This window comes from Flavobacterium sp. I-STPP5a, assembly GCF_009764685.1.
In the GTDB taxonomy this organism is placed as follows: Bacteria; Bacteroidota; Bacteroidia; order Flavobacteriales; family Flavobacteriaceae; genus Flavobacterium.
The window spans coordinates 40191-61652 of sequence record NZ_VHLM01000063.1; the positions used below are offsets into that span (position 1 = coordinate 40191).

General features: G+C 33.7%; 22 protein-coding genes. 17 read left to right on the forward strand and 5 right to left on the reverse strand.

Annotation, left to right across the window (positions count from 1 at the left end):
- Nucleotides 1-79: 79 nt before the first annotated feature.
- The 3 genes from FJV36_RS12680 to FJV36_RS12690 all read left to right on the forward strand — a co-directional run bounded on the left by FJV36_RS12680 (nucleotide 80) and on the right by FJV36_RS12690 (nucleotide 4768).
- Nucleotides 80-1345: a hypothetical protein gene (locus tag FJV36_RS12680; protein WP_158729459.1), complete on the forward strand. Its 1266-nt coding sequence runs from the start codon at nucleotides 80-82 to the stop codon at nucleotides 1343-1345.
- Nucleotides 1346-1460: 115 nt separating this feature from the next.
- Complete coding sequence (locus tag FJV36_RS12685; protein ID WP_158729460.1) at nucleotides 1461-3422, forward strand: KUP/HAK/KT family potassium transporter; 1962 nt, start codon at nucleotides 1461-1463, stop codon at nucleotides 3420-3422.
- Nucleotides 3423-3553: 131 nt separating this feature from the next.
- Nucleotides 3554-4768: an RsmB/NOP family class I SAM-dependent RNA methyltransferase gene (locus FJV36_RS12690; RefSeq protein WP_158729461.1), complete on the forward strand. Its 1215-nt coding sequence runs from the start codon at nucleotides 3554-3556 to the stop codon at nucleotides 4766-4768.
- A gap of 63 nt (nucleotides 4769-4831) precedes the next feature.
- Here FJV36_RS12690 and FJV36_RS12695 read toward each other — a convergent pair whose 3' ends face one another.
- Nucleotides 4832-5872 carry an RluA family pseudouridine synthase gene (locus FJV36_RS12695; RefSeq protein ID WP_158729462.1) on the reverse strand — a complete coding sequence of 347 codons (1041 nt, stop codon included), beginning with the start codon at nucleotides 5870-5872 and terminating at the stop codon, nucleotides 4832-4834.
- Nucleotides 5862-6485: a PASTA domain-containing protein gene (locus FJV36_RS12700; RefSeq protein ID WP_158729463.1), complete on the reverse strand. Its 624-nt coding sequence runs from the start codon at nucleotides 6483-6485 to the stop codon at nucleotides 5862-5864. Before FJV36_RS12700 ends, FJV36_RS12695 begins: the two co-directional genes overlap by 11 nt.
- 242 nt (nucleotides 6486-6727) lie before the next feature.
- On the opposite strand from FJV36_RS12700, the gene FJV36_RS12705 reads away from it, so the two are divergent.
- The 4 genes from FJV36_RS12705 to FJV36_RS12720 all read left to right on the forward strand — a co-directional run bounded on the left by FJV36_RS12705 (nucleotide 6728) and on the right by FJV36_RS12720 (nucleotide 9607).
- Nucleotides 6728-7702, forward strand: a complete 975-nt coding sequence (locus FJV36_RS12705) for a D-alanine--D-alanine ligase (protein ID WP_158729464.1) — start codon at nucleotides 6728-6730, stop codon at nucleotides 7700-7702.
- A 9-nt stretch (nucleotides 7703-7711) separates the two neighbouring features.
- Nucleotides 7712-8404 (forward strand): DUF421 domain-containing protein, encoded by a 693-nt coding sequence (locus FJV36_RS12710; protein ID WP_158729465.1) that lies wholly within the window; start codon nucleotides 7712-7714, stop codon nucleotides 8402-8404.
- A gap of 44 nt (nucleotides 8405-8448) precedes the next feature.
- Nucleotides 8449-8904 (forward strand): pantetheine-phosphate adenylyltransferase, encoded by a 456-nt coding sequence (coaD, locus tag FJV36_RS12715; protein ID WP_086453757.1) that lies wholly within the window; start codon nucleotides 8449-8451, stop codon nucleotides 8902-8904.
- 124 nt (nucleotides 8905-9028) lie between these two features.
- Nucleotides 9029-9607 carry an alkylphosphonate utilization protein gene (locus FJV36_RS12720; RefSeq protein ID WP_158729466.1) on the forward strand — a complete coding sequence of 193 codons (579 nt, stop codon included), beginning with the start codon at nucleotides 9029-9031 and terminating at the stop codon, nucleotides 9605-9607.
- A gap of 142 nt (nucleotides 9608-9749) precedes the next feature.
- Here the strand turns inward: FJV36_RS12720 and FJV36_RS12725 are convergent, their stop codons facing one another.
- Nucleotides 9750-11096, reverse strand: coding sequence for a DEAD/DEAH box helicase (locus FJV36_RS12725; protein WP_086453760.1), 1347 nt, complete (start codon nucleotides 11094-11096; stop codon nucleotides 9750-9752).
- A 154-nt stretch (nucleotides 11097-11250) separates the two neighbouring features.
- Between FJV36_RS12725 and FJV36_RS12730 the strand changes: the two genes are divergently transcribed.
- Nucleotides 11251-12981, forward strand: a complete 1731-nt coding sequence (locus FJV36_RS12730; RefSeq protein WP_158729467.1) for a M14 family metallopeptidase — start codon at nucleotides 11251-11253, stop codon at nucleotides 12979-12981.
- 146 nt (nucleotides 12982-13127) lie between these two features.
- Here the strand turns inward: FJV36_RS12730 and FJV36_RS12735 are convergent, their stop codons facing one another.
- On the reverse strand, nucleotides 13128-13730 hold the full coding sequence (locus FJV36_RS12735; RefSeq protein WP_158729468.1) for an NUDIX hydrolase: 603 nt from the start codon (nucleotides 13728-13730) through the stop codon (nucleotides 13128-13130).
- Between the two features lie 7 nt (nucleotides 13731-13737).
- On the opposite strand from FJV36_RS12735, the gene pyrE reads away from it, so the two are divergent.
- Nucleotides 13738-14385, forward strand: coding sequence for an orotate phosphoribosyltransferase (gene pyrE, locus FJV36_RS12740; RefSeq protein ID WP_158729469.1), 648 nt, complete (start codon nucleotides 13738-13740; stop codon nucleotides 14383-14385).
- Nucleotides 14386-14407: 22 nt separating this feature from the next.
- Nucleotides 14408-14800: an SRPBCC family protein gene (locus FJV36_RS12745; RefSeq protein ID WP_158729470.1), complete on the forward strand. Its 393-nt coding sequence runs from the start codon at nucleotides 14408-14410 to the stop codon at nucleotides 14798-14800.
- A 57-nt stretch (nucleotides 14801-14857) separates the two neighbouring features.
- On the opposite strand, the gene FJV36_RS12750 is transcribed toward FJV36_RS12745, so the two are convergent.
- Nucleotides 14858-15586, reverse strand: a complete 729-nt coding sequence (locus FJV36_RS12750) for a biotin--[acetyl-CoA-carboxylase] ligase (RefSeq protein ID WP_158729471.1) — start codon at nucleotides 15584-15586, stop codon at nucleotides 14858-14860.
- Nucleotides 15587-15681: 95 nt separating this feature from the next.
- On the opposite strand from FJV36_RS12750, the gene rsfS reads away from it, so the two are divergent.
- From rsfS to FJV36_RS12785, 7 genes are all read left to right on the forward strand, one after another.
- Nucleotides 15682-16053, forward strand: coding sequence for a ribosome silencing factor (gene rsfS, locus FJV36_RS12755; protein WP_158729472.1), 372 nt, complete (start codon nucleotides 15682-15684; stop codon nucleotides 16051-16053).
- Between the two features lie 18 nt (nucleotides 16054-16071).
- Entirely contained in the window at nucleotides 16072-17997 is a 1926-nt protein-coding gene (ftsH, locus tag FJV36_RS12760; protein WP_158729473.1) for an ATP-dependent zinc metalloprotease FtsH, read from the forward strand.
- A 115-nt stretch (nucleotides 17998-18112) separates the two neighbouring features.
- Nucleotides 18113-18715 (forward strand): LUD domain-containing protein, encoded by a 603-nt coding sequence (locus tag FJV36_RS12765; protein WP_158729474.1) that lies wholly within the window; start codon nucleotides 18113-18115, stop codon nucleotides 18713-18715.
- Between the two features lies 1 nt (nucleotide 18716).
- On the forward strand, nucleotides 18717-19607 hold the full coding sequence (locus FJV36_RS12770) for a phosphatidate cytidylyltransferase (RefSeq protein WP_158729475.1): 891 nt from the start codon (nucleotides 18717-18719) through the stop codon (nucleotides 19605-19607).
- The gene (locus FJV36_RS12775; RefSeq protein WP_158729476.1) at nucleotides 19597-20250 is read left to right on the forward strand and encodes a phosphatidylserine decarboxylase family protein; all 654 of its coding nucleotides are present in this window, start codon (nucleotides 19597-19599) and stop codon (nucleotides 20248-20250) included. Before FJV36_RS12770 ends, FJV36_RS12775 begins: the two co-directional genes overlap by 11 nt.
- Entirely contained in the window at nucleotides 20250-20519 is a 270-nt protein-coding gene (locus FJV36_RS12780) for an acyl-CoA-binding protein (RefSeq protein ID WP_158729477.1), read from the forward strand. The genes FJV36_RS12775 and FJV36_RS12780 overlap by 1 nt, the downstream gene beginning before the upstream one ends.
- Before the next feature lie 7 nt (nucleotides 20520-20526).
- On the forward strand, nucleotides 20527-21300 hold the full coding sequence (locus FJV36_RS12785; RefSeq protein WP_158729478.1) for a superoxide dismutase: 774 nt from the start codon (nucleotides 20527-20529) through the stop codon (nucleotides 21298-21300).
- The last annotated feature ends 162 nt before the right edge of the window (nucleotides 21301-21462 follow it).

The following is a 21462-nucleotide window of genomic DNA, read 5'->3' on the forward strand; positions in this document are numbered from 1 at the left end:
AAAATCAACTGTAATTGGCTAAAAAAATACTGGCACAGTAATTGGATACCACTTTCATGTGAAACTAAATCGAAATAATATGAAAACCAAACTACTCCTATTCAGCGTAATGACTATACTATTAGTCAATACGTTACAGGCACAAGACAGAACCTCTGTGAGCGCTACGAATGCTGAAATAAGTGATAATCTTGACCTAAGAGCAATTGCCTCTATTTTTGGTGATTCCAAAGATCTTGATGATTTTGAAAGAAGATTAAACGACCCAAAAGCTCAGATATCCAATCTAGACTTAAATAATGACAATCAAGTTGATTATTTAAGAGTTGTAGAATCAGTAGAGAGCAACACACACCTAATTGTTGTTCAAGCTGTACTTGAAAGAGATGTATATCAAGATGTAGCGACAATAGATGTTGAAAGAGATAGAAACAATAAAGTTCAGGTACAAGTAATAGGCGATGTATACATGTATGGTGAAAATTATATTTATGAGCCCGTGTATTATACTACGCCTGTAATTTACGCATCATTTTGGAGACCTTCTTACCGTGCCTATACTTCGAGATGGAACTGGGGATATTACCCTTCGTACTATTATACTTGGAATCCTTTTCCTGTTTTTAGATATCGAAATAATATTTCAATATGTTTAAATAGCTATAATAGCTACAATTATGTAAATTATAGATCAAGCAGCAGATCAGTAATACTTTATAATTCCAGACGTTGTAATAGCTATGAAAAACAATATCCTAACTATGCCTTTTCAAGACGTAATGTAGCTGTCTCAAACCGATATGAACTAGATCAAAGAAGAACAAGCTACAGAGTTGAGAACAGTTACGGCCGAAGAACTACAGATAATGGATACAATACAGACAATACTAGAGGAAACCGAACCACACAAAACAATACTTCGGGCAGATATGAATCCCAAGGGAGAACACGCACTGAGAGTAATCCCAATTCAAATCGAATAGCTACAAGTACTGAAAACAACAGATATAGCTCAAGAACTAATGGTGATTCAAACACTATAAACAGTAGATCTGATAGAAGCTACTCGCAAAATAGAGGTACAACAACTACCGAAAGAGAATCGCAAAGAAGTGAATCCCCTCGTGCTAATAGCTCAAGCAGATCAAATTCTGAAAACAGTTTACCATCAAGAAGAGAAAGCACACCAAGAGAATATTCTCAAAATAGAACCAGTTCGTCAACTCAAGTTGCACCTCAAAGACAAGAATCAAGTTCCAGAGGTAACTCAGACAGAGGATCTGAAACTAGAGGGAATAGCAATCAAAGAGGAAGTTCTGAAAGATTAGAAAATAGAAGATCTTAATTAAAATTCAAAAATAACAGAAAAACACGACATTAATAGTCGTGTTTTTTTTTATACAAAAAGCTTCTAATATATTTTAAAAGTGTAAATTTGAAACGTTTTTAAAAAAAATTTCATGAACGCTTCACACAAAGACCTCCATACTAAATGGACATTAGGCGGGTTATTAATTTCATTAGGAATCATTTACGGAGATATAGGTACCTCGCCTTTGTACGTGATGAAAGCCATCCTTGGCACTCATTTAATAGTGTCAGATATTGTATTAGGAGGTATCTCCTGTGTTTTTTGGACTCTAACACTACAAACAACCATTAAATATGTGATTATCACACTTAGTGCAGACAATCACGGTGAAGGCGGAATATTTGCACTATACGCACTAGTCAAGAAAACTAAAATTCAATGGCTTATTGTACCCGCAATTATAGGAGGAAGCGCTTTACTTGCCGATGGTATCATTACACCACCCATATCGGTTTCCTCTGCCGTTGAGGGTATAAGAACGTATTATCCTGAAATTAATACCATTCCAATTGTAATAACAATACTTTTCATATTGTTTATGATTCAACAATTTGGGACAAAATTAGTCGGTAAATTCTTTGCTCCCATGATGCTCATTTGGTTTGCAATGCTAGCGATCCTTGGTGTCTCGCAGATTACTCAAAATACCGAAGTTTTAAAAGCAGTCAACCCATACTATGCTTACCACTTATTATCTATCCATCCTGAAGGATTTTTTGTACTTGGTTTTGTTTTCTTGTGTACAACTGGTGCTGAGGCATTGTACTCTGATATGGGACATTGCGGGCGTAAAAATATCCGAATTAGTTGGGTATTTGTAAAACTAGCATTGGTACTAAACTATTTTGGACAAGCCGCATACCTTTTAAAACATGAAGGTGAAACATTACAAAGTATTGGTGGAAAGAATGGGAATCCGTTTTACTTAATCATGCCAGATTGGTTTCAACCTATAGGGATTGTAATAGCTACACTTGCTGCTGTTATTGCCTCTCAAGCTTTGATTAGTGGTTCTTTTACCTTAATAAACGAAGCTATGAGGCTTAACTTTTGGCCAAAAGTTAAAATCAAATATCCTACAGAATTAAAAGGACAATTGTACATTCCGTCAATCAACTGGTTGTTATTTATAGGATGCGTTGGTATTGTATTACATTTTGAAGAGTCTAGCAACATGGAGCATGCTTACGGACTAGCTATTATTCTATGTATGATCATGACCACCATTCTATTGAATTACTATTTGATTATGAAAAGGGTAAAATTATATTTTATAGTTCCCTTAATCACGATTTATTTAGTAATCGAATTCAGTTTTTTAGCTGCAAATATCACCAAATTTGCCGAAGGTGGTTACGTAACACTTTTTATCGCTATAGCATTAATATCAGTAATGACAATTTGGTATTTGGCTAAGAAAATTAATAAAAGTTACACCAAATTGGTTAAAATTGAAGACTACAAGAAAGTACTTGTTGAATTAAGTGCCGATTTATCAATCCCAAAATATGCAACACATTTAGTCTACATGACTAACGCTGGAAGAGTTGATGAAATTGAGGAAAAAGTAATGTATTCTATCTTACAAAAAAGACCCAAAAGAGCTGACATATATTGGTTTGTACATGTCAACATTCTTACAGAACCTTACAAAACCGAATACAAAGTTACCGAAATTGTAAAAGACGATTTATACCGTGTTGACTTTAATCTCGGTTTTAGAGAACCTACTAAAATCAATCTCATGTTCCGTGAAGTAATTCGTGACATGGTGAAAAAAGGTGAAGTAGATATCACAAGTAGGTACGAATCTCTAAACAAAAACAACATCATTGGAGATTTTAAATTCGTATTATCCGAAAAATTCCTTTCAAACGATAGTGATTTAAGATGGCATGAAAAATTAATCATGAACTCATACTTTTTTATTAAAAAACTAAGCCTTTCTGAGGAGCGCGCTTTTGGTTTAGACAGTAGTTCTGTAAAAATTGAAAAATTCCCAATGGTACTTCATGCACCAGAAAACATAGGGCTCACGCGAGTAAAATAAATTAAGAATCCTTTAAAAAAAGCATTGTAGCAATACAATGCTTTTTTTATGAAAATTTTTTAAACAACATTCAGTACTAAAATTTAACATTCAAATCAATTAATAGTACCTTTGCACCTCAATTATTTAAAATGAGATTACACAGAAATTTAGTTTACACAACAATAGATGCTTTAAACGCTATTTTTAATGAAGGCGAATACGCCGATAAAGTAGTAGCACGATCCTTAAAAAAAGACAAACGTTGGGGAAGTTCAGACAGGAAGTTTGTAGCCGAAACCATTTATGAAATTGTGCGTTGGAAACGATTATACTCTGAAATTGCGGAGGTTAAAGAGCCGTACGATAGAGATAATTTATGGAGAATGTTCTCTGTATGGGCCGTTTTAAGAGGCTACCCAATCCCTGATTGGCGCCAGCTTGAAGGCACTCCTGAACGAAAAATAAAAGGTCGTTTTGATGAACTGTCAAAAGTAAGAGCTCTGAAAGAATCTATACCTGATTGGATGGATGAGCTTGGCGTAAGCGAACTTGGAGAAAAAGTTTGGTCTAAAGAAATCACAGCTCAAAACCAACCTGCAAAAGTAATCCTTAGAGTAAACACCTTAAAAACAACCCGTGAAGCTTTGCGTGCTATTTTAATGGATTTAAACATTGAAACAGATACGCTCAAAGATCAACCAGATGCACTTGTTTTAAAAGAAAGAGCCAATGTATTTTTGACAGATGCTTTTAAACAAGGATTCTTTGAGGTACAAGATGCAAATTCTCAACTAGTTGCAGCATTTTTAGATGTAAAACCAGGAATGAGAGTAGTTGATACGTGTGCAGGTGCAGGCGGAAAAACACTTCACATCGCCTCTTTGATGGAAAATAAAGGACAATTAATTGCAATGGATTTATATGAAAGTAAATTAAAGCAATTAAAAATTAGAGCCAAAAGAGATGGTGCTTTTAATATTGAGTACCGCATTATCGACTCTACTAAAGTTATAAAAAAATTACACGAGAGAGCTGATAGAGTTTTAATTGATGCTCCATGTAGCGGTTTAGGGGTTTTAAAAAGAAATCCTGATGCTAAATGGAAATTGAAACCCGAGTTCATTGATAACATTCGTAAAGTACAATCTGAAGTTTTAGAAAGTTATTCTAAAATTGTAAAACCAGGAGGGAAATTAGTTTATGCAACTTGCTCTATTTTACCATCTGAAAACCAAGATCAAGTGAAACGTTTTTTAACTACCGAAATTGGAAAACAATTTACTTTCGTTAAAGATCATAAAATCCTAGCATCAGAGTCAGGTTTTGATGGCTTTTACATGGCGCTTCTAGAACGTAAAGAATAATATTAAAAGCTTATAGCACAAAAAAAACTCCAATTTCTAAATTAGAAATTGGAGTTTTTTTTATTAGTTCTCTTCGTCTGTCATGTGTGATTTAGAGTAACCACGCCATTTTTCAATACAATCTTGAAAATCTTGAGGCAACTCTGTATCAAAACGCATCATTTCACCAGTTGTAGGATGAATAAATCCTAGTGTTTTTGCGTGAAGTGCTTGCCTTGGTAACGCTTTAAAACAGTTGTCTATAAACTGTTTGTATTTTGTAAATGTAGTTCCTTTCAAGATCAAGTGACCTCCATAACGCTCATCATTAAATAAAGGATGCCCAATATGTTTCATATGGGCCCGAATTTGATGTGTACGTCCAGTCTCTAGCTGACAAGCTATTAAAGTAACGTATCCAAAACGTTCTAATACTTTATAATGCGTTACAGCTGGTTTCCCAATTTCAGGATCAGCAAAAACGGCCATTTGCATACGATCTTTCAAATGTCTCGCTAAATTTCCTTCTATCGTGCCACTATCATCAGCCACATTACCCCAAACAAGAGCAACATATTCTCTTTCAGATGTTTTCGCTTCGAATTGCTTGGCAAGATGCGTCATGGCAGCTTCGGTCTTTGCAATGACTAACAAGCCTGATGTGTCTTTATCAATTCGGTGAACAAGTCCAGGACGTTCACTACTATTCATAGGCAAATTATCAAAATGATGGGCTAACGCATGAACTAAGGTTCCAGTATAATTCCCATGACCAGGATGCACAACCATTCCAGGTAATTTATTGATCAACAATAAAGTATCATCTTCATAAACAATATCAAGCGCAATATCCTCTGGAATAATATGATTTTCATACGGAGGATGCGAAAGCATAACTCGCACTATATCATGTGCCTTAACTTTGTAATTTGATTTAACCGTGGCATCATTTACAAAAATATTACCTTCACTGGCTGCAGTTTGAATTTTATTGCGGGTTGCATTTTGTATTAAACCCATCAAGTATTTGTCAATCCTTAAAGAGGCTTGCCCTTTAGGAACTTCAAACCTAAAATGTTCAAATAATTTGTCTTCTAAATCTATTGTATCTATATTATTGTTCATCAACTGGTATTTCTTCTATTGGTGCCGCAAGGGTATCTGCAGCGCTTTCTTCTTCTTCAAAACTCATTTTTCCATCTCCCAAGACCAAGTCAATTTTGGACGATTTAAGCACTCTATCACCTGCTTTCAAATTTCTTCCTTTGTATCGCATCTCAAGCACCATATCTTTTCCTAAGTTTGGTACATATGTAATAGAACCTTCATCAAGTCCTAGCGCTTTTAAGGTAGGAACAGCTTCACGGTACGTTTTATTAACTAAATCAGGAATTCGCACAGATGAATATCCTGAGGTATTAATTTTTATATAAATTTTTCTACCTACTTTTACTTTAGTACCTGGTGCAGGATCTTGCTCTACAACACTAAACTGAGGAAAATCACTTCTATAATCTACACTATCTAATAGTTCATAGTCTAAATCAAGCTCGTCGAGTTTTTCTTCTACCTGCTCCTCTGTTAATTTTCTTAAATCTGGAACCGAAATTTCATTACCGTGATCTGTGGTAAATGTAAGCCAATGCATGAATAAATACACTAAAGCAACAAGAATCCCAAGTGCTAAAATTACTTGAACAACAAAAACACGACTGGTAAGATACTTACGTAAATTCATAAAATAATTTTTAATTGTGGCAAAGATAAAGCTATTTCGTTTCAAAAAAAATGATAATTTTGTTTAATCGTTTTTAGGAATTATACGCGCTATTTTTTTGGAGCTTATTCCCGCTATCCGCTTGTATCTTTGCTTTTTTAAAGAAAAAAAAACAAAGGATACCGCTGCTATCGGGGCTAAAACAAATCATAAGCTGTCTTACCTTTTTTAAACAAAAAACACATCACTTAAAACTGAATAAAATGAAAAATATTGCCATCATCATGGGCGGGTATTCAAGCGAATATAAAATATCACTCATCAGCGGAAACGTTGTCTATCAATACCTTGACAAGACAAAATACAATGGCTTTCGCATCCATATTTTTAAAGAAAAATGGGTTTACGTTGACGCAAATGATGCTGAATTCCCAATAGATAAGAATGATTTTTCAGTAACTGTTGCAGGTAACAAGATTACTTTCGATTGTGTTTTCAATGCCATTCACGGTACACCCGGCGAAGATGGATTAATGCAGGCCTACTTTGAACTATTACACATTCCGCAAACTTCTTGCGATTATTACCAAGCCGCATTAACCTTCAATAAACGCGATTTACTGTCGGTTTTAAAACCATATGGTATAAAAACCGCTACTTCTTACTATTTAAACAAAGGCGATGTCATCAATACCGATGAAATTGTAAATAAAGTTGGCTTGCCTTGCTTTGTAAAACCTAATAAAGCGGGTTCTAGCTTCGGAATTTCTAAAGTAAAAACTGCTGCAGAATTACCTATCGCGATTGAAGTTGCTTACAAAGAAGACAACGAAATAATAATAGAAAGTTTTCTTGACGGAACTGAGGTTTCTGTAGGTGTTATCAATTATAAAGGAACAGTGACTGTTTTACCTATAACCGAAATCGTTTCAGAAAATGATTTTTTCGATTATGAAGCCAAATATTTAGGTAAATCACAAGAAATCACACCGGCAAGAATCTCAGATGAAATGACACAAAAAGTAAGTGATATAGCAAAACGCGCTTACGAAGTACTCAAAATGAAAGGTTTCTCCAGAAGCGAATTTATAATTGTAAATGAAGAACCACACATGCTTGAAATGAATACTATTCCTGGACTTACAACCGAAAGTTTAATTCCGCAACAAGCCAAAGCTGCAGGCATTTCATTGGAAGATTTGTTTACTAATGCGATAGAATTGGCTTTAAATAACTAACTTTCCATTATGACAGAAATCTTTGAATGGAACCGATTATTATACAATGATCTACCAGAATCCTTTCTTTTAGAGGTCATTTTCCGTTCTACCATAATGTTTTCCGTTTTGCTATTGACATTAAAAGTAGCTGGCAAACGGGGTGTGAAACAATTATCCGTATTTGAAACGGTCATCATTATTGCCTTAGGATCAGCAGCGGGAGATCCTATGTTTTATGAAGAAGTTGGTATCATTCCACCCATAACCGTATTTCTGGTTATTATCCTTTTGTACCGATTAGTAACTTGGCTCACCGGAAAAAGTAAACGCTTTGAAGAGTTTATAGAAGGAAAAACCGAATGTATCATCAGCGAAGGGAAATTCTCAATCGCTACTTTCAAAAAAGAGAGCCTGGCACAAGATGAATTCTTTTCGGAACTTCGATTGAAATCAATAGAGCATTTAGGACAGGTTAAGAATGCATTTATGGAAACAAGTGGAGAGATTAGTGTTTTCTATTACGAAGACCACGAAGTCCAGCCAGGATTGCCAATTTTGCCTTTTTTATTCAAATTAAAAAGTAAAAAAATCACGATAGAAGGTATGTATTCCTGTACGTTTTGCGGCAACACAGAAAGTCATAAGCCAGGTAATGCCCTATGCAGTATTTGCACAAAGTCTGAATGGGTTGAGGCTATTCAAACAATCCGAAAAACCTAGTTCAACCCAAAGAAAATCATTTTGATTTAATTATAACTTGTAAAATGAGAAAAGCCATATTCCCGGGTTCATTTGACCCAATCACTTTAGGACATGAAGACATCATCAAAAGAAGCTTACCCTTATTTGATGAAATAGTTATTGCGATTGGTGTAAATGCCGAAAAAAAATACATGTTCTCTCTAGAAGAAAGAAAAAGATTTATTGAGGAGACTTTTAAGGACGAAACTAAAGTTTCAGTAATTACCTATGAAGGATTAACCACTGATCTTTGTAAAAAATTAAAAGCTGATTTTATCCTGCGTGGATTACGCAATCCCGCTGATTTTGAATTTGAAAAAGCTATTGCGCACACCAATCGTAGGTTATCAAAAATAGAAACGGTGTTTTTATTGACCGCAGCAAAAACGTCGTATATCAGTTCCAGTATAGTAAGAGATGTAATTCGTAACGGCGGGCAATATGAAATGTTAGTTCCTGATGCGGTTAGAGTGAAATAGTGATCAGTAAAAAGTGGTCAGTCTAAGTTTTAATATAGTTACTATCTGCTAAAATTATGCAACACTAAAATTTGTCGAAAGTAATGTGAAGACGTACATTCGCCAAAAATAAAAGCCATCAAACATGAGTATAGAAAGAGAATTAAGCAAACGCAGCGGGTCAAAATGTGAACTATGCGGTTCAACTGAGAATCTAAAAGTTTATCAAGTATTACCTACCAAAAAAGGCGGACTTGACGAAAGTATTATGGCTTGTACTACATGCATTGACCAAATTGAAAATCCAGATAAACTAGATTTAAATCACTGGAGATGTTTAAATGATAGCATGTGGAGTGAACATACTGCGGTACAAGTTGTTGCATGGAGAATGTTAAGTCGTATGCGAAATGCAGGATGGCCTCAAGAATTATTAGACCAAATGTATCTTGATGAAGAAGTTTTAGCTTGGGCCCAAGCTACAGGCGAAGGAGAGGAAGACGAAAACAAAATCATACACCGCGATAGTAATGGAGTAATACTAGAAACAGGAGACTCCGTTGTTTTAATCAAAGATTTAAAAGTAAAAGGCTCTAGCATGGTTGCCAAGCAAGGAACTGCTGTACGTAACATTAGACTTGATCATGAAAACGCTGAATATATTGAAGGAAAAGTTGATGGTCAAACCATTGTTATTATCACTCAGTATGTAAAGAAAACATAGTTTATAGCAATCAGTTTGCAATAAAAAGAGAACAGAAAAAAATATACATTAAACTAAAAATCGTTAACAGTAAAACAAAATTTACTCTTAACGATTTTTTTTACTGAAAACTGACAATGAGACTGATACCGAAACTTCGAGGCTACTCCTCCTCTTTCTTGATCACCTTCCGAGCAACTTCAATTTTATATTTTTTACCCTTCATTTTTTCATCCTTGATGGCGTGCAATAAATCTTTTACTTTGTTGAATTTTACTGCTGCAAATGAAATAAAATCTTTGACTTCGATAAGACCTAAATCCCCTTTTTCTAATTTTCCTTTCTGCGAAAAGAAGCCTACGATATCTATTTTATTCAATTTATTTTTCTTCCCACCACTAATGTATATAGTTTGAAATTCAGGCGGTTTTGGTAAACTAACAGTATTCTCCACTTTTAATTCCGTCATGGAGTAATCAATATAATCTAATTTTTTCTCGCTTTCATTGACAATAATGTAAGCGGTACCTGAGTTTTGCATCCTAGCAGTACGTCCGTTTCTATGCGTAAACTCATCTTCTTTTGATGGTAAATGATAATGAATAACGTGTTTCATCTCTGGTATATCAAGTCCACGAGCAGCAAGATCAGTGGTTATTAAATACGTCATACTGCCATTTCTAAATTGTATAAGCGCTCGCTCCCGCTCCTCTTGATCCATGCCGCCGTGGTAATACGTAGCATAAATACCTTTTGCATTCAAAGTATCACTAATGCGTTCTGCAGCGTCTCTATGATTACAAAATACAATTGCAGCCTGTGACTTCAAAGAACAAATTAAGTTAAACAAACTACCCATTTTATCCTTGTCTTTAGAAACAACCATTCGCATAGAAAGATTGGTTTCAACAACATGCTCAGGAATAAAATCCAAAATAGTAGGATTAAGTACACGTGTATATTTAGGTATTTCAATATCTGAAGTAGCCGAAACCAACACTCGTTTATTCAATTTGGTTAATTTCCCAATGATAAATGACATTTGCTCATGAAAACCGAGCTGTAATGATTTATCAAATTCATCTAAAATTAAGGTTTGAATTTTATCTACTCTAAAAGTTCCTCTGTCAATATGGTCTGCAATTCTACCTGGAGTTCCTATCAAAACAGCTGGTGGATTGCTTAAGTTTTTAATTTCAGTATCTATGGAGTGCCCACCGTAGCATACATTTACTTTATAATCAGTTCCCATTTTTTTCCAAACTTGTTCTATTTGTAGTCCCAACTCACGTGAGGGAACTAAAATTAAACATTGCACCGAAAGTATTTCAGGCTGTAGCATTTCAAATATTGGTAGTAAAAAAGCAAGTGTTTTCCCTGAACCTGTTGGCGAAAGTAATAAAATATTATTGTCATTCAGGATAGCATCTTGTGCTACTTCTTGCATTTCATTCAGGCTTTCTATACCTAAATTCAAAAGTATATTGTTGGAGTGGTGTTTCGTATTCATTTTATTCGTTTGTGCAAAGGTACTTTTAAATTGTGACTAATGAATTTAGACGCTCAAAATTTCCATAATTTCATGCATCCTTCCTATTATTCTATATTCCTTTTAAAGATTCTATAAAAAAAGCTAAATTTGAGGCTCTTATATTTACAAAACCATGAAATACTTACACTATTGTTTGCTTTTATTTAGCATTTGTTCTTTGGGACAAAATCAAAATAAATACGATACTTTTTTTGAGAAGGGCAACGGAAATCAATCGGCATCCTACCCAGAAACTATTGCGTATTACAAATTATTAGCAAATGATTTCCCAACCATCAAGATGCAAGAAATGGGGTTAACAGACAGCGGAGAGCCGCTGCATATGGTTGTTTTTAATCCTGAAAAGCAATTTAATTTTGGAGAAATCCAAAAAAACAAAGCCGTAATCCTGATTAATAACGGTATTCATGCCGGCGAACCAGACGGAATTGATGCTAGTATGCAACTATTTAGAGATTTAGCTTTGGGCAAAATAAAAGAACCCAAAAATTCGGTAATCGTTTGTATACCTGTTTATAATATTGGAGGAGCTTTAAATAGAAATTCGACCTCAAGAGCCAATCAAAACGGACCCGAAGTGTACGGTTTTCGTGGAAACGCAAGAAATTTTGACTTGAATCGGGATTTCATCAAATCAGACACCCGAAATACAAAAAGTTTTGTGGACATTTTTCATAAAATAAATGCTGATGTTTTTATTGACAACCATGTTAGTAATGGATCTGATTACCAATATAAACTCACTTATATCATGACTCAACACAATAAATTAGGAACTGTCTTAGGCGATTTTTTAAATGCTAAAATGATGCCGTCAATTGTAGGCGATTTACAAAAAAAGAATATTGAAACCACACCGTATGTAAACGCTTTTCAAGACACTCCTGATAAGGGATTTGCACAATTTTTTGAAAGTCCAAGGTATGCTACTGGATACACTTCACTATTCAATACAATAGGCTTTGTGGTGGAGACTCACATGCTGAAAAAATATGCTGATCGTGTAAAAGTTACATATGAATACATGAAATCAACGATTGATTACACCGATGAAAATTACAAAACAATCAAAGAACTGAGGTTAAAAAACGAAAACCAATATGCTCCAAAGAAAAAATACAGCTTAAAATGGGAAATTGACACCACTAAAACCGAATCATTCTTTTTTAGAGGTTTTGAATCTAGCTATAAAAAAAGTGACGTTACAACAGGAAATCGACTCTATTACGATCAAAAAAAACCATTTCAAAAAAACATTACATATAATAGAGAATACAAATCTGTAAAAGAAATTACAATCCCAGATGCTTACATTATTCCAAAAGGTTTTTGGCCTGTAATTGATTTATTAAAAAGCAATACCATAACTTATTCTCAACTTAAAAACGATACTATTATTGAAGTAGAAAGTTATAAAATAGCTGATTTTAAAACTAGCAGTTCAGCCTACGAAGGACATTATTTACATCGAAATACAACTGTAAACGCTACAATTGAGAAAAAGGCTTTCGCCAAAGGTGATTATCTGATTCCTACGCAACAAAAAGGTATTAAATACATCCTTGAAACATTAGAACCCGAAGGTGTGGACTCTTTTTTCAACTGGAATTTCTTTGATACACTACTCCAACAAAAAGAGGGCTATTCTGACTATGTTTTTGAAGATACCGCAACACAAATTTTTAAAGAAAATCCAGCATTAAAAGCCGAATTTGAGTTAAAAAAACAAAATGACAACACCTTTTTAAAAAATCCCGAAGCGCAACTTGATTGGATATACAAACATTCGGTTTACTATGAAAAAGCACATTTACAATATCCTGTATATCGAGTTTTAAAATAAAAAAAACTCCAGTTGAATTATTTATAAAACACGAATTTCACGAATTTAAACTAATTATTTAGTGGAAATACGTGAAATTCGTGTTTAACTTTAATACATAAGTATAAAACTGCTTAATCAGCTTTATATGTTTCCGAAATGCAGCACTATTCCAGTAGCTTCTCTTCTTCAAACAATAATTTTATATTTTCATAAGAGTTTTTCAATGCCTCTTTTACTTGTTCTGGATTCATCCAAGCTACTTTTTCAATTCCTTCTTCTAATTGTCCTTGAGGCGTTCCTTCAAAAGTAGACTGCATTTCAAACCAGTGAGTAACTTTCAGCTTATACTTGCCATTTCTTTTAAAGACATGATACGTTTTTTGTAATTTGTGAGAAATTGACAACCCATTTACGCCTGTTTCCTCTTCTACTTCGCGCATTGCGGTATCCTCAATATCTTCCCCTTTTTCAATTCCTCCTTTAGGTAAATCCCATTTTCCGTTTCTAAAAATGAATAAAACCTCTCCTTTTTTATTATATACCAGTCCGCCACCAGCTTTACAAACAGGAATTTTGGCTTTCAAAGTCTTCATAATCAAGGTCTCATCAGGATGATATAAATAGGCTTTATTAATTTTATTTTGAAAAATTTTCACTATAAGCTGCTCAATATCAATACTCTCTAGAAGAAACAATTGAAAATCTGTTTCCTTTGAAATATGATTTGTCAAAAAAAGTGGTTTGTCGTTAACAAAAACTTTATACATTTGTGGTATGATTTTTAATAAAGATACAGCCGAAAAAACAGCCGAATTTCTATTGCAAATAAATGCAATTAAATTGAATCCAAGAAATCCTTTTACATGGGCTTCTGGATGGCAATCCCCAATTTATTGTGACAACCGTCTAATCCTTTCATTTCCAGCCGTTAGAAATTACGTTCGCGATGAATTTTCCAAAAATATTGAGAAACAATTTGGAAAACCTGATGTAATTGCAGGAGTTGCCACAGGAGCAATAGGCATAGGAATGCTCGTAGCAGAGAGTATGGGTTTACCTTTTGTATATGTAAGACCTGAACCAAAAAAACATGGCAGACAAAATCAAGTAGAGGGATTTTTACAAAAAGGCCAAAATGTTGTAGTGGTAGAAGACTTAATCAGTACTGGAAACAGCAGTCTACAAGCTGTTGAAGCCTTGAAAGAAGCTGGAGCCAATGTAAAAGGAATGGCAGCTATATTTACCTATGGTTTTAACGTAGCCGAAGAAAATTTCAAAAATGCAAATGTTGATTTGTTCACCTTAAGTAACTATCAAAATCTTTTAAATTTGGCTGTAGCCAAAAGATACATCACCGAAGAAGAAGAACAAACTTTAAGAGAATGGAATCTATCTCCATCAACCTGGAATAAAAATGTTTAACCAGAAATAAACAACCCAAAATATGAACTTAGAAAGCCCAAAAGTTACAGTAGAAAAATCTGATCTTGAAATGTTTAATTTATTAAGTGATGTCAAGAATTTTGAAAAGTTAATGCCAGACAACATTGCTAAATTTGAGATAATTGGCGAAGATGCTTTCATTTTTGAACTAAAAGGAATGCCAGAAATTAAATTAAAAATGAAAGAGAAAATAGCACCTAACAAAGTTGTTCTTGGAGCTGCTAGTGACAAACTTCCATTTACACTTGTTGCAAATATTGAGCCTATATCAGAGGCAAGTAGTAGTGTAAAACTTGATTTCGAAGGTGATTTTAACCCTATGATGGCCATGATGATTAAAGGTCCAATAGGCAAATTCATTGAAACATTGGCTACAAATATGAATAAACTATAATTTTTTATTCTAACAACTATAAAAAAGTCTTTAAGCAATAGCTTAAAGACTTTTTTTTCAATACAGCATTTGAATTTCTTTAATATCAAATTCTTTAATAGTATCATCCTCCAGTAAAACCTGAAGTTTTCCTGTACTTGACACCCCTTGTATAATTCCCATAAAAGCAACTCCGTTAGGCAAACTAAAAGCCGTGGGGATCTCTTTTTTAAACAAATATTGAGTATACAATTTAGTATGTAAGGAATTAGAAACTGGCCAATGATTTGTTTTTTCTTTCATCTCACTAACAATTTCCTGAACTAGTATTGAAATGTCAAATGACGCAGCACTCACACATGCAAGAGAGGAAGCTTTGGGTAAATTTTCGAAGTTAGTTTGATTCACATTCAAACCTAAACCTACAATTGAAAATATAGAACCATCACTTTTTATACTATTTTCAATCAAGATGCCACCTATTTTTTTGTTATCTGACATTATGTCGTTAGGCCATTTAATACTTAGTTTAGGAATTTGATACTTTTCTAAAACAGCTATTACAGCCAACGAAATAGCGATATTCAAATTAAAAATAGAATCTATATTACAAAGAACGTTTTTAACCAAAACACTCATTATTAGATTCTTACTTTTTTCAGAAGTCCAAACAGCGCCCATTTGCCCTTTTCCTTTTGATTGACTTTCTGCAGTAACTACAGTAAAATTTTCTAAGTCTTGTTTGCTCGCAAGTCCTTTCAGGAAGTCGTTTGTTGAATCTATGGCATCGAGTTTGATTAGTTTCATATATAGTTTTTTGTGAAACAGAATTTAATATTGTGTTAAGGTTCAAAAATAATCACAAAAAATGGTAACTTTACAAACTTATATAAAAATAATTCATGGCGAAAAAGACTATAAACAATGATATCCTTCTGGCAAATATCATTAAAGGAATAGAAGAAGTAAAAGGAAATGACATCACCATCCTAGATTTAAGAGAAATTGACACTGCAGTATGTGACTATTTTATAATCTCAAATGGAAATTCAAACACTCAAGTTAATGCAATTGTAAATTCAATTCAAAAGACAGTATCCAAAGAATTAAAAGACAAACCTTGGCATGTAGAGGGGACTGATAATGCGGAATGGGTTTTGATGGACTATGTAAATATCGTAGTTCATGTATTTCAAAAACACATTCGTGAATACTACAACATCGAAAGCTTATGGGGCGATGCTAAAATAACAACCATAGAAAACAAATACTAAAGACACATATCCGTAGTAATGGCTAAAGAAAATAATCCAAACCCGAATAAGTTTAAAATAAGCCCTTGGCTTGTTTACTCAGCAGTAATTTTAATTCTTTTATTCATAAGTATCACTTTCCAAGGAAATGGACTAAATGAGCCAGGACAATTAACTGCTTCAAAATTCAACGAATACTTACAAAAAGGACAAATTGAAAAAGTTATTGTTTACAACAAAACAGAAGCAGAAGTATTTTTGAATGCAAAAGCTATCAAAGAATTAGCTCACAAAAAAGTATCGAAAGATGTTTTTGACAGAGAAAACAAGGGTCCTCACTACACATTTGACATTGGTAACGATCAAATTTTTCAAAACAAATTAGAAAAAGCAGTTGCTGAGGGAAGATTAAAAGATTTTAGTTTTTTACCAAAAAACAATTGGTCTGATATTTTAATCAGTTTACTTCCTATCATCATAATTATCGCAGTATGGATATTTATTATGCGTAAAATGTCTGGTGGCGGTGCTGGCGGTGGTGGACAAATTTTCAACATTGGAAAATCCAAAGCGAAACTTTTTGATGAAAAAACGGATATCAAAACTACATTTAAAGATGTAGCGGGTCTTGAAGGTGCAAAAGAAGAAATACAAGAAATTGTAGAATTTCTTAAAAACCCTGAAAAATACACCAATCTAGGTGGTAAAATACCAAAAGGGGCCTTGCTAGTAGGGCCTCCAGGAACAGGAAAAACATTATTAGCAAAAGCTGTTGCCGGCGAAGCTCAAGTACCATTTTTCTCTCTATCAGGATCTGATTTTGTTGAAATGTTTGTAGGTGTAGGTGCGTCACGTGTAAGAGACTTATTTAAACAAGCTAAAGAAAAATCACCTGCTATCATTTTTATTGACGAAATCGATGCTGTAGGTAGAGCAAGAGGTAAAAGCAACATGTCAGGCGGTAACGACGAGCGTGAAAATACATTGAACCAATTATTAACAGAGATGGATGGTTTTGGAACCAACTCTAATGTTATTGTACTTGCTGCTACAAACAGAGCTGACGTACTGGATAAAGCTTTAATGCGTGCAGGTCGTTTTGACAGACAGATTTTTGTAGACTTACCAGACATTCGTGAAAGAGCCGAAATATTTAAAGTACATTTAGCTCCTTTGAAAAAAATTGAAGGTCTTGATACCGACTTTTTAGCAAAACAAACTCCAGGTTTTTCAGGTGCTGACATTGCAAATGTATGTAACGAAGCTGCTTTAATAGCTGCTAGAAACAACAAATCTGCAGTGGATAAACAAGATTTCTTAGATGCTGTTGATAGAATTGTAGGTGGTTTAGAAAAGAAAAATAAAATTGTAACTCCAGAAGAGAAAAAAGCAATAGCAATACACGAGGCGGGTCACGCAACTGTGAGCTGGATGCTAGAGCACGCAGCTCCTCTTATTAAGGTAACTATAGTACCTAGAGGTCAAAGTTTAGGTGCAGCATGGTATTTACCAGAGGAAAGACTAATTGTACGTCCTGATCAAATGCTGGATGAAATGTGTGCTACAATGGGCGGTAGAGCTGCTGAAAAAGTAACTTTTGATAGAATATCCACTGGAGCATTGAGTGACTTAGAAAAAGTAACCAAACAAGCTCGTGCCATGGTTACCGTTTACGGTTTGAATGACAAAATAGGTAACGTTACTTATTATGATTCAACAGGACAAAGTGAATATAACTTCTCAAAACCGTACTCTGAAGAGACTGCTAAAGTTATTGATCAAGAAATTTCTTTGCTAATAGAAAGTCAATATCAACGAGCCATTCAAATTCTAGAGGACAATAAAGACAAGCTAAATCAACTTGCCAACATCTTAATAGAGAAAGAAGTAATATTTAAAGATGATCTTGAAGCTATTTTTGGCAAAAGAACTTTTGACAAAAATCTCGAGGAAGTCGTATCCTAAATAATACATAATATCAATTATTTTTAAAATCTTAATTCAAAAACTATTTTTGAATTAAGATTTTTTTATCTTTGAACGGTTTTTAAACCTTTAATTATTGTTTTCAAAAATAAATATGAGTCTTTTTAGAAAAATTTTTGGTTCAAGTCATCCGGCTGCTGAAGAGCAAAAAGAAAGTGAATTTAGTACATACTATACCGAGCCTACTGTATCTATAGACGAACAATTTATTTTTAATTTCAAAAAAAATGGAGGTAAATTTTTATACTGTGAAAACAGCGAAGAAGTTACCGAACAGTTTGAAAACATACTTGAAGAAAACGATTGGTTTGAAAGTGAAGTTCTTTGTTACGATTACGAACTTTTTAAGTTACTTGATGACAATAAACTTACTTATGACAAACCTCAAAATCCTAAGTTTTTGCTATCAAGTTGTGAAAGTTTGATTGCCGAAGAAGGCTCTATTTTGTTTTCATCGAAACAAATCAAACAACACAAACCAAACGAACTTCCTACCAACATCATTATTTTGGCTAAAGCCAGCCAAATCATGGGGACAAAAAGTGATGGTTTAAGTGCCATAAAGAAAAAGTACGAAAGAGATTATCCAACTAATATTTCAACTATAAAGTATTTCGAAAAAGCTAAAGAAGAGGACTTCACCCAGTATGGAAGTTCCGCAAAGAATCTATATTTATTGCTTTTAGAAGATCTTTAAGATGAATGAAACTCTAAAACGAGGAATATCTGGAGTAGTTTATATCATTTTACTACTTACTTCTATCTTATATTCGACTGAAACTTTTTTTATTCTTTTTGGTATATTTTTACTCATTGCCATATATGAATTTTGTAATCTTGTACAAATTCATAAAGTATTCCCAATACTTTTTGGTTTTTCCTTGTACACTTCGGTAGCAATTATTAGTCATTACAACAAAGAGACCATTTCTTTTTTAAAAACTAATTTTGACTTAGATGTGGACTTAAACATCAATATTCAGCAATTAAATATTGTTTTACTGGTAATTGCACTCGTTGTAACTTTAAAATGTATTCTTTTTTTATTTTACGATTCTATTCAAAAAATTAATACTTCATCAAAATATCTATATCTTTTAGGTTACATCATTTTACCATTTGTATTTATTACCAAAATATCTTTTGGAGTTATTGATTACAATCCTAAAATTATCATTGGACTATTTATACTCATTTGGACTAACGATACCTTTGCGTACATTGTTGGAAAATCCATTGGAAAAACAAAATTACTAGAGAAAATATCTCCAAAGAAAACAGTTGAAGGTTTTTTAGGTGGCCTTCTCTTTGCGGTTCTTGCAGGATATTTAATATCAAAATATTATATTAAAGCCAAATCTGAGTTTAGTGATCGTTCCATACTAATTTGGACTTCAATAGCAGTTATTGTGGGGGTTGCAGGAACAATTGGAGATTTAATTGAATCTAAATTCAAGCGAATTGCAAACGTAAAAGACAGCGGAAACATCATGCCGGGTCATGGAGGTATACTAGATCGACTAGATAGTGTTATATTTGTAGCACCATTAATATTTTTATTCTATCAAATTTTAAATTATGTTTCATAAAGAAGGAACCCAATCTATTTTACTAGGCACCATTTTTACTGCGGTTGTCCTTTTATTGTCTGACAATTTAATTGAGACCAACTGGCTCAAAATGGCTGTTCAAATACTAGCTCTTTTGCTATTGATCATTATTTTACAATTTTTTAGAAACCCTAAAAGAACTGTTATTATCAATGAGGATCACATAATTGCACCTGTTGATGGTAAAGTTGTGGTTATAGAAGAGGTGTATGAGGGAGAATATTTTAAAGATAAAAGACTTCAAGTATCTATTTTCATGTCGCCAATAAATGTTCACGTTACTCGATATGCCTTGAGTGGAATTGTTAAGTTTAGTAAATACCATCCTGGTAAATTTCTTGTTGCTTGGCACCCTAAGGCAAGTGAAGAGAATGAAAGAACAACAATTGTTGTGGAAAATAGTACTTTTGGTGGCGTTTTGTACCGTCAGATTGCTGGAGCACTTGCACGTAGAATTGTAAATTATGCAGTAGAAGGAACTCAAGTAACTCAAGGTACCGATGCTGGATTTATAAAATTTGGATCAAGAGTTGATATATTTTTACCTTTGGGAACTCCTATTAATGTGGAATTGAACCAAAAAGCTATAGGAGGAAAAACTATTATTGCAACCAAGGCATAATGACCAAAAAGGATTTAGATACTTTATTCCTAGAAGCAGTAGCTAAGGCAGCCGATATGACGCAAGCATCCCTACCACAAGATGTACAATTGCGCTTATATGCTTTTTACAAACAAGCAACGTATGGCACTGTTGATTTAAGACAAAATTCATCGTTCCACTTGAGAGATGCATTTAAAACTAACGCTTGGATGCAAATAAGTCATTTATCCCCTGACGAAGCCAAAGAATGTTATATAGAAATCATTGACTCCCTATTAAAATCATAATTTACCCATGAAAAAAGCATTTTATGTATTGCCATTAGTTTGTGCAACAGTTTTTATAGTATCCTGTAATGAAAAAAAATTAATAGAAGTTGTTGAAGTCCCCTTGCCTACTGCTACAGAGCAAAAAACAGTTATGGGCTCACCTGCTAATGTAAAAGCTGACGAAGGTTCGTTTCAATTAGAAAAACTGCCGTATGCTTATGATGCGCTAGCTCCGAGCATATCAGCTACTACAATGGAGTTGCATTACTCTAAACATTATCTAAATTACACAAACAATCTAAACAGTGCCATAAAAGGCACTCCTCTTGAAAACTTAACTATCGAAGAAGTGCTTGCAAAACTAGATCCTAATGATGCAGGGCTACGTAACAATGCTGGAGGATATTACAACCACAGTTTGTTTTGGAAATGTATGGGACCAAAAGCTGGCGGTGAACCAAAAAACACTTTAGCTAGTGCCATGATAACTGATTTTGGGTCCTATGGTAATTTTATGTCTCTTTTTAAAGATGAAGCTACAAAACATTTTGGATCAGGTTGGGTTTGGCTTATAGTAGATAAAACGGGTAAATTACAAGTTACAACAACTACAAATCAAGACAATCCTTTGATGCGAAATGCCATTGTTCCAGGAACACCAATTCTTGCACTTGATTTATGGGAACATGCCTATTATATGGATTATCAATACCGAAGAAAAAACTACGTTGATAATTTTTTTAATATTATCAACTGGAATAAAATTGAAGAAAACTATACGGCTGTAGCCATTAAATAGTTCTCGTAAAAAGAAAAAAAAGCTGCTTAAAATTTGAGGGCACTGAAAAAGTCTTTTTTCGAATAAATTGATAAATAAAAGGAGTAGAAAGCTTAGTATTTCTACTCCTTTTTTGGTATATTTAGCTGTAATTATAAGAGCTTTTAGATGTTAGTACAACAG

Coding starts and splice junctions, on each gene's coding strand:
- FJV36_RS12725 (WP_086453760.1), bottom strand. CDS start 11,096: ATGAATACGAAACACCACTCCAACAATATACTTTTGAATTTAGGTATA.
- FJV36_RS12780 (WP_158729477.1), top strand. CDS start 20,250: ATGACCAAAAAGGATTTAGATACTTTATTCCTAGAAGCAGTAGCTAAG.
- FJV36_RS12685 (WP_158729460.1), top strand. CDS start 1,461: ATGAACGCTTCACACAAAGACCTCCATACTAAATGGACATTAGGCGGG.
- FJV36_RS12695 (WP_158729462.1), bottom strand. CDS start 5,872: ATGAACAATAATATAGATACAATAGATTTAGAAGACAAATTATTTGAA.
- FJV36_RS12735 (WP_158729468.1), bottom strand. CDS start 13,730: ATGTATAAAGTTTTTGTTAACGACAAACCACTTTTTTTGACAAATCAT.
- FJV36_RS12700 (WP_158729463.1), bottom strand. CDS start 6,485: ATGAATTTACGTAAGTATCTTACCAGTCGTGTTTTTGTTGTTCAAGTA.
- FJV36_RS12750 (WP_158729471.1), bottom strand. CDS start 15,586: ATGAAACTAATCAAACTCGATGCCATAGATTCAACAAACGACTTCCTG.
- FJV36_RS12785 (WP_158729478.1), top strand. CDS start 20,527: ATGAAAAAAGCATTTTATGTATTGCCATTAGTTTGTGCAACAGTTTTT.
- FJV36_RS12690 (WP_158729461.1), top strand. CDS start 3,554: ATGAGATTACACAGAAATTTAGTTTACACAACAATAGATGCTTTAAAC.
- coaD (WP_086453757.1), top strand. CDS start 8,449: ATGAGAAAAGCCATATTCCCGGGTTCATTTGACCCAATCACTTTAGGA.
- FJV36_RS12730 (WP_158729467.1), top strand. CDS start 11,251: ATGAAATACTTACACTATTGTTTGCTTTTATTTAGCATTTGTTCTTTG.
- ftsH (WP_158729473.1), top strand. CDS start 16,072: ATGGCTAAAGAAAATAATCCAAACCCGAATAAGTTTAAAATAAGCCCT.
- FJV36_RS12680 (WP_158729459.1), top strand. CDS start 80: ATGAAAACCAAACTACTCCTATTCAGCGTAATGACTATACTATTAGTC.
- FJV36_RS12770 (WP_158729475.1), top strand. CDS start 18,717: ATGAATGAAACTCTAAAACGAGGAATATCTGGAGTAGTTTATATCATT.
- FJV36_RS12775 (WP_158729476.1), top strand. CDS start 19,597: ATGTTTCATAAAGAAGGAACCCAATCTATTTTACTAGGCACCATTTTT.
- FJV36_RS12745 (WP_158729470.1), top strand. CDS start 14,408: ATGAACTTAGAAAGCCCAAAAGTTACAGTAGAAAAATCTGATCTTGAA.
- FJV36_RS12720 (WP_158729466.1), top strand. CDS start 9,029: ATGAGTATAGAAAGAGAATTAAGCAAACGCAGCGGGTCAAAATGTGAA.
- FJV36_RS12705 (WP_158729464.1), top strand. CDS start 6,728: ATGAAAAATATTGCCATCATCATGGGCGGGTATTCAAGCGAATATAAA.
- FJV36_RS12765 (WP_158729474.1), top strand. CDS start 18,113: ATGAGTCTTTTTAGAAAAATTTTTGGTTCAAGTCATCCGGCTGCTGAA.
- FJV36_RS12710 (WP_158729465.1), top strand. CDS start 7,712: ATGACAGAAATCTTTGAATGGAACCGATTATTATACAATGATCTACCA.
- pyrE (WP_158729469.1), top strand. CDS start 13,738: ATGATTTTTAATAAAGATACAGCCGAAAAAACAGCCGAATTTCTATTG.
- rsfS (WP_158729472.1), top strand. CDS start 15,682: ATGGCGAAAAAGACTATAAACAATGATATCCTTCTGGCAAATATCATT.